Source organism: Nocardiopsis endophytica (assembly GCF_027706725.1).
Classification (GTDB): domain Bacteria; phylum Actinomycetota; class Actinomycetes; order Streptosporangiales; family Streptosporangiaceae; genus Nocardiopsis_A; species Nocardiopsis_A endophytica.
Map to the genome: position 1 here is coordinate 1 of NZ_JAQFWQ010000188.1, position 6,545 is coordinate 6,545.

Sequence of the window (6,545 nt, forward strand, 5' to 3'; positions counted from 1 at the left end):
AAGAAGGAGGCTCTGGAGGCGGCCGGCGTGAAGGTCGGCAAGACCCCCAGCGAGAGCGCGGTCCTCGTCCGCGAGGCCGCCGCGACGAGGAGGGCCGTGCGATGACCGGAGGACCGATCCTCAAACCCGGAACCGAATGGGACGCCGTCTACGCGCGCTGCAGCGAGGCCGCCCCCGAGGCCTTCGGCCCCGATGGCCCCCTCAACCGGTGGGGCGGTGACTGGCGGGCGGGCGGCACGCTCCGCCCCACCTTCTCCCCGGTCGACGGCGGCGAGCTCGCCGGGCTCCCCCTGCTGGACGCCGCCACCGCAGAGGAGGCCGTCCGCGCCGCCGCCGACGAGCACCGCGCGTGGGCGCGCACCCCGCTGCCCGAGCGCCGGGCCCGTGTCGACGCCGCACTCGACGCCTGGGACGCACACCGCGAGACCCTCGCCCTCGCCCTCGTCTGGGAGATCGGCAAGCCGTGGCGGCTGGCCCTTCAGGACGTGGACCGGGCGATCGAGGGAGCGCGCTGGTACGGCGAACGCATCGAGGCGATGCTGGAGGACCGCGCTCCGCTGCCCGGCCCCGTCTCCAACATCGCCAGTTGGAACTACCCCATGAGCGTGCTGGCGCACGCGATGGCGGTCCAGGCCCTGGCGGGCAACGCCGCGATCGCCAAGACCCCCACCGACGGCGGACTGGTGTGCCTGACTCTGGCCGTCGCGCTCGCCGCCCGCGAAGGCCTCCCCTTCACGCTGGTCAGCGGCGGCGGCCGGGACCTGTCCCCGGCGCTGGTGCGCGGCCGGGAGATCGGCTGCGTCTCCTTCGTAGGGGGACGCGACGCCGGTGGCCAGGTGGCCACTGCCGTCGCCGACCTCGGCCGGCGGCACATCCTGGAGCAGGAGGGCCTGAACTGCTGGGGCGTGTGGGAGTACGGCGACTGGGAGACGCTCTCCGAGCAGATCCGCAAGACCTTCGACTACGCCAAGCAGCGCTGCACCGCCTACCCGCGGTTCGTCGTCCAGCGCTCCCTGTTCGACCGGTTCCTGGAGGCCTATCTGCCCGCCGCGCGCGCGGTGCGCTTCGGCCACCCGCTCGCCGTGGACCGCCCCGACGACGACCTGCCCCAGCTGGACTTCGGCCCGCTCATCGGAGCCGCCAAGGCCAAGGACCTCGAGGCCCAGGTCGACGACGCGATCGCCGGGGGAGCGGTCCCCCTGTACCGGGGCGGGCTGGACGACGCGCGGCTCCTCCCGGGGCAGGACGCCGACGCCTACATGGCGCCCGTGGCGCTGCTGGAGCCGCCGCGCTCCTCGCCGCTGTTCCATGCCGAGCCGTTCGGCCCGGTGGACACGGTCGTGCTGGTCGACACCGAGGCCGAGCTGCTGGCGGCGCTCAACGCCAGCAACGGCTCCCTGGTGGCCACGCTCTCCTGCGACGACCCGGAGGCGGCCGAGCGCATCGCCGCCCAGGTGCGGGCGTTCAAGGTGGGCGTCAACCGCCCGCGCTCGCGCGGCGACCGCGACGAGCTGTTCGGCGGCTGGGGCGGGTCGTGGCGCGGCGCCTTCGTCGGCGGCGACCTCCTGGTGCGCGCGGTGACCCGCGGCCCCGAGGGCGAGCGGCTGCCCGGCAACTTCCCCGACTACACCCTGCGCCCCGACGGCCGGAGCTGACCGGCCGGGGCCGATCGCCCGCCCGCGGATCCCGGCCGCCGGATCCGCGGGCGGGGGGAGGCACGGGGCCGGGCGCGCGGTGTGCTCCCGCCCGGCCCCGCACCGAAACGCCCGAATCTGGCCGGATCCGGCCACGGGCGGGGTGATCTGTGCGGCGCGGGGCCGGAAACGGCCATGGGACGCGTGGGGAGGGAGTAGCGTGCCGCACAGGCAAGATCACCGTCCGCCCGGGGACCGGGCGGCGCGCCCCCGCACCGCCCCGGCCGGGTGCCCCCGCGCACAGGCGGCGTGCGGTGCGCACGCTTCCGCAGGAAGGAGGAGGGCGCCCCGGCCCCGCCACGCGGTGGGACGGCGCCCGAACCGCCGATGAGCAGGTACGGCCGCGTCCTGACAGCGCTCCTGGCCGCGGCCGCCCTCGCCGCGGCGCTGGCCTGCCTCACCTGGTGGGCGGTCGAGCGGTGGGGCGTCCCCGGCTGGCCGCCCGACCCCGGGCAGGCCACGCTGGGCGCGGGTGTCCTCGCCCTCCTCGTCGGCCTGCTCCTGCTCGCCGTCCTCGCCGGGGGTTCGGCCGGACGGCGCGGGGCCACCGCCGAGCGCGCGCGGGCCGAGGCCGAGGCCGCCTCCCTCCGGCGCAGGCACGTGCTCCGCATGCGCCTGCCCAGCGCGCGCAAGGATTACCCCTTCCTGTTCTCGGCCGCGGTCTGCTGGCGCGAGACCGGTCCCGCCGAGGGGGCGGAGGGCGCCGCCGTCTGCGCGATCGAGCGCCGCGCCCGCGAATTCGGGTCCATGGAGCGCCCTGAGGACGTCGACTCCGCGCAGTTCCGCCTGGCCGCCGCGCTCGGCCCCGAGCCCGGGGCGCACCCGGGGATCGGGCAGGTCTGGGCCGAGGAGGTGCGCCTGGAGCTGTCCCCTGAGGACGAAGAACGCCTTACCCGCCTGAGCGACCTGCGCAAGCGCGAGGCCGTCCGGGAGGAGGAGCGCGCCGCCGAGCGCCTGGAGCGCGAGTACCTGAGCACCGAGGTCTTCGCCGACCCCGGCTCGGCCCTGCTGTGGTGGCTCGCGCGCGACCCCGCGCGCGTGGACGAGGCCGCCGACAGGATCGGCACCCTGGCCAAGCTCTCCTCCGCCGCCACGGGGCGGCCGCTGTCCGAGGTCCACCAGGAGCTGGTCGAGGCGGCCGAACAGGACGACGTGTTCGCCGGTGCCGCGCGCGCGTCGGGGTGGAGCGCCGGGCGGGGCGCGCCGGGCTCCGGCGCCGCCGCCGACCCGTTCGCCCCCGGGGGCGCCGAGCGCGCCTCCGCGCCCGGGATGCGCGACGAGGACCCCGACCGCTGGCTGAAGGTCGCCGGCGCGGTCGCCGACGACTGGGAGGACGACGAGGAGTACGAGGGCTTCCTCCAGCGGTTCGCCGTCTTCCTGCAGTCGAACGGCTACTCCGCGAGCGCGCTCCGCCTGCGCCGCGAGCACGGCCTCGGGGCGGGGTTCGCGCACGTCTTCGACGCCTCCTCGGACCTCTACGGTGACTCGGCGGTGGCCGAGGCCCCTGCCGAGGAGGTCTCCGTCGCCGACCACGAGGAGCCCGCCGCCGACGAGCGGGACGAGGAGCCCGGCGTCCAGGGGCAGGAGGACCACTCCGACCCCGCCCCGGCCCGTTCCACGAACGGGGACCGCCGGTACTGAGGAGCCGCCGTCCTCCTCCCGGCCGTCCTGCCGTGAGCAGGCGGCATCCCCGCCCGGCCCCGTCGGGCGGGGAACCGGACCGGCCGGCGGCCGCGTCCAACGGGGCGCATGTTTCCCCTTGCCCCTGGAGGACGAACCGATGAGCCCACGCTTCCGGCGGAAGCCGAGAGGGAGACGGGGCAAGCGGGACGCCTGGGACGACGCCGCCGACTTCGCCAGGTGGGCGGCCGAGTCCCGTGACCGGCCCGACGCCCCTGTCGACCAGGTCGAACGCGACGAGTGGGGCGTGCCGCTCGACCGGTCGCAGGAGCGCACCACACTGCTGCGCTCCGACCTCCCCGGCTGGCTGCGCGTCTGGATGCGGGGCCCACGCGGCTCCGACGCGCGCAGGGTGCTGCACTGGCGCAACCTGCTCTTCCTGCCGACGGCCCTGCTGTTCTCGGTCATGCTCGTGGCCGTGCTGGTCGCCTGGCGCATCGAGCGCTGGGCCGACCCGGTCGCCGAGATCGGCACCGGCGCCGTGGAGTTCTCCGGCGTCGCCTGGCAGAGCGAGGACGACACCCGCGTGGAAGCGCGCGAGGGTGCGGTCGCCGTGCGCGGTCTGAAGGGGTGGGCGACCGACGACGGCGTCGTGCGCGCGGACCACCGCGGCCTCACCGCTTACGCGGCCGAGGACGGCGCCCCGATGTGGCGCTATGAGCCCGCGCCGGACGAGATCTGCGCGGTCGACCAGGGGGTCGGGCAGGGGCAGGCCCCCGGGGTCGTGGTGCTGCTGCTCGCCTTGGAGGAGGACGAGGTCGACCACCCCGACGGGGATGGGGCTCCCGTCCGATCCTGCGACACGGCCGTCGCCGTCGACCTGTCCGACGGCCGGGAGCTCTGGCGGACCGGCGTCGACCGCGACCCGGAGGGCATCGTCACCGTGGCCGGGGTGTGGACCGTGGGGGACCTGGTCCTGGTCCGGTGGGGAGAGCGCCTGTCCGCCATGGACGCCGCCACCGGCGAGCGCGTGTGGTCGGCCCCGGGGGCGGGCGGCTCGGAGGAGGACATGTGCACCCTGGGGTCCGTGCGGGCCCGCCCCGGGGAGGGCGACCTGGTCGGATGGGTGACCTGCCTGGAGGACGGGGTGAGCCCGTACCTGGTGGTGCTGGACCCCGCCGACGGGTCGGAGACGACGCGGGTGGAGGCGCCGGCTGAGTACTCCGGCGGTACGCACGACTACCGCGTGGTGTCGGTGGATCCGATCGTGGTGGCGGTCGACGGGCTGCTGCACGACGACATCGGGCGGCACCTGCTGGTGGTCGACCCCGACACCGGCCGGACGCGGCGCATCGACGGCGAGGGAGGGGCGTTCTCGGTGATGTCGGGCCCGTGGAGGATCGATGTGGCGGGCGCCGGGGTGCTGGCCGAAGGGGGGACGGCCTTCGCGGCCACGGACGTGCGCGACGACGCCAACCGCGTGGTGGCCTTCGACACCGCCACCGGGGAGCAGGCGTGGTCCGCGCACCTGCCCGCGGACACCCGCGTGCGCCCTGTGGCGCTCGACGGCGGCCGGATCCTTGCCCTGGGCGCGGAGACGGACCCCTCCACCGGGGACCGGGAGCACGGGGACGGGCCGGAACCGGAGTCCGAGGAGCCGGTGACCCACGGCCCGGTCATGGCCTTCGACACGGCCACCGGAGCGGTCACCCGCATCTCCGGGGACATCGGCCACGGGGTCGACATCGGCGGGGACGAGCCGGAGACCGTGTGGGACGGGGAGACGATCTACGTCCTGCCGGAACCGGTCCTCACCTCGGAAGACGGTGAACCGTCCCCGGCGGTCATCGCCATCCGGTGAGGAAGGCCCCGAGGGGGCTCCGGGCGCTTCCGGAGCCCCCTCACGCGCTCTGGGCGCGGGTCGTACCGCCCCGGCCGGGCGTCACTCCTCGATCGGGATGTCCTCGAACTTGCCGAACGGCCCCGCGTTGAACGTCACCGAGTCCACCTCGGGCGGCGGCGCGGGGACGTAGTAGTAGCCGTACTGGAGCGTGTCCTTCTGCCGGGTCGGGGGGAACGGCGTCGCGCCGAGGGCCGCGAAGTGCGCGTCCTCCCTGTCGGCCTTGACGTCGATATAGGTCGTGCCCGTCGCCGGATCGGTCACCGAGAACGGGAAGTCGCCGAACCCCGAGCTGAGGGGCGAGGCGGTCCGCGCCAGCCGCTCGCCGTCGTGCGCGATCGCGAAGCGCGTGACCAGGAAGGCGCCGTCCCGATAGAACGGGTACACCTCGATGCTCCACGTCCTCTTGTCGGCGCCGACGTAGGGCTGGGCGACGCCCTCCTCGGTCTCGGTGACGACCTCCTCCTTGAAGGCATGGGAGATCTCCACTCGGCGGTTCTCGGCGCGCGCTCGCGAAGCGTGGTCGGGGCGGGGCCGGCGCGGGCTCCGACCGGTACCCTCCTGGAGACCGAGCCGAGGAGGTGCCGTGGAGCGGGAACGCGGCGGACGTGTGCTGGCCGCCAATCTTCGGGCGCTGCGCGAGCGGTCGGCGCTGTCGCTGTCGGAGCTGGCGCGCCGCTCCGGCATCGCCAAGGGGACCCTGTCCCAGCTCGAGTCCGGATCCGGCAACCCCACCATCGAGACGGTGTTCAGCTTGTCGAACGCTCTGGGGGTCCCCGTCTCGTCCCTGCTGACCGAGCGCGAGGACCCGGAGGTGGTGCTGGTGCGCTCGGACGGCCTGGAGGTACTCAGCAGCAACGCCGTCGACCTGCGGATGCTGCGCAGGATGGACGTCACCGAGCGCGTCATCGAGCTCTACGACCAGCGGGTCCGGCCGGGCGAGCGCCAGTACTCCTCCGGCCACCCCGGCCGCGAGCATGTGGTGGTCACCGACGGGGTGCTGCGCGTGGGCCCACCGGATTCGCCGTACGAGCTGAACCCCGGCGACTACGTGTGCTTCCCGGCCGACCGCCCGCACATCTACGAGACCGCGGGCGGCCCGGTGACCTCGGTGCTCCTGCTGGAGTACCCGGCCGACGCGGGCCCACCGACCCTGGGAGGATCGTGCCCCGCCGAGGGAGCGGACAGGAGGTGAGGGCGGCATCCCGCGTCGTGAAGTCGATACCCCATCCGCCTAAAAGCTTCGATGCCACGACGCAGAACACCCGCCCCCGGCGTTGATCTCGGGGAAATCGCCCCTACCGGGCCGGTTTTAGCGTCGCTTTTCCCGA

At 75.0% G+C, this 6,545-nt stretch carries 5 protein-coding genes; 4 read left to right on the forward strand and 1 reads right to left on the reverse strand.

Features of this window, described 5'->3' with window-relative positions; all coding sequences use genetic code 11:
• The first annotated feature begins 101 nt into the window (after positions 1 to 101).
• From O4J56_RS31615 to O4J56_RS31625, 3 genes are all read left to right on the forward strand, one after another.
• A complete protein-coding gene (locus tag O4J56_RS31615) occupies positions 102 to 1,655 on the forward strand; it encodes an aldehyde dehydrogenase family protein (RefSeq protein ID WP_270690889.1) in 1,554 nt (517 codons plus the stop codon).
• A gap of 366 nt (positions 1,656 to 2,021) precedes the next feature.
• Positions 2,022 to 3,335: a hypothetical protein gene (locus O4J56_RS31620; RefSeq protein WP_270690890.1), complete on the forward strand. Its 1,314-nt coding sequence runs from the start codon at positions 2,022 to 2,024 to the stop codon at positions 3,333 to 3,335.
• A gap of 139 nt (positions 3,336 to 3,474) precedes the next feature.
• On the forward strand, positions 3,475 to 5,175 hold the full coding sequence (locus tag O4J56_RS31625) for an outer membrane protein assembly factor BamB family protein (RefSeq protein ID WP_270690891.1): 1,701 nt from the start codon (positions 3,475 to 3,477) through the stop codon (positions 5,173 to 5,175).
• Between the two features lie 81 nt (positions 5,176 to 5,256).
• Here the strand turns inward: O4J56_RS31625 and O4J56_RS31630 are convergent, their stop codons facing one another.
• On the reverse strand, positions 5,257 to 5,703 hold the full coding sequence (locus tag O4J56_RS31630; protein WP_270690892.1) for a hypothetical protein: 447 nt from the start codon (positions 5,701 to 5,703) through the stop codon (positions 5,257 to 5,259).
• A gap of 97 nt (positions 5,704 to 5,800) precedes the next feature.
• On the opposite strand from O4J56_RS31630, the gene O4J56_RS31635 reads away from it, so the two are divergent.
• A complete protein-coding gene (locus O4J56_RS31635; RefSeq protein WP_270690893.1) occupies positions 5,801 to 6,409 on the forward strand; it encodes a helix-turn-helix domain-containing protein in 609 nt (202 codons plus the stop codon).
• Positions 6,410 to 6,545 lie beyond the last annotated feature (136 nt).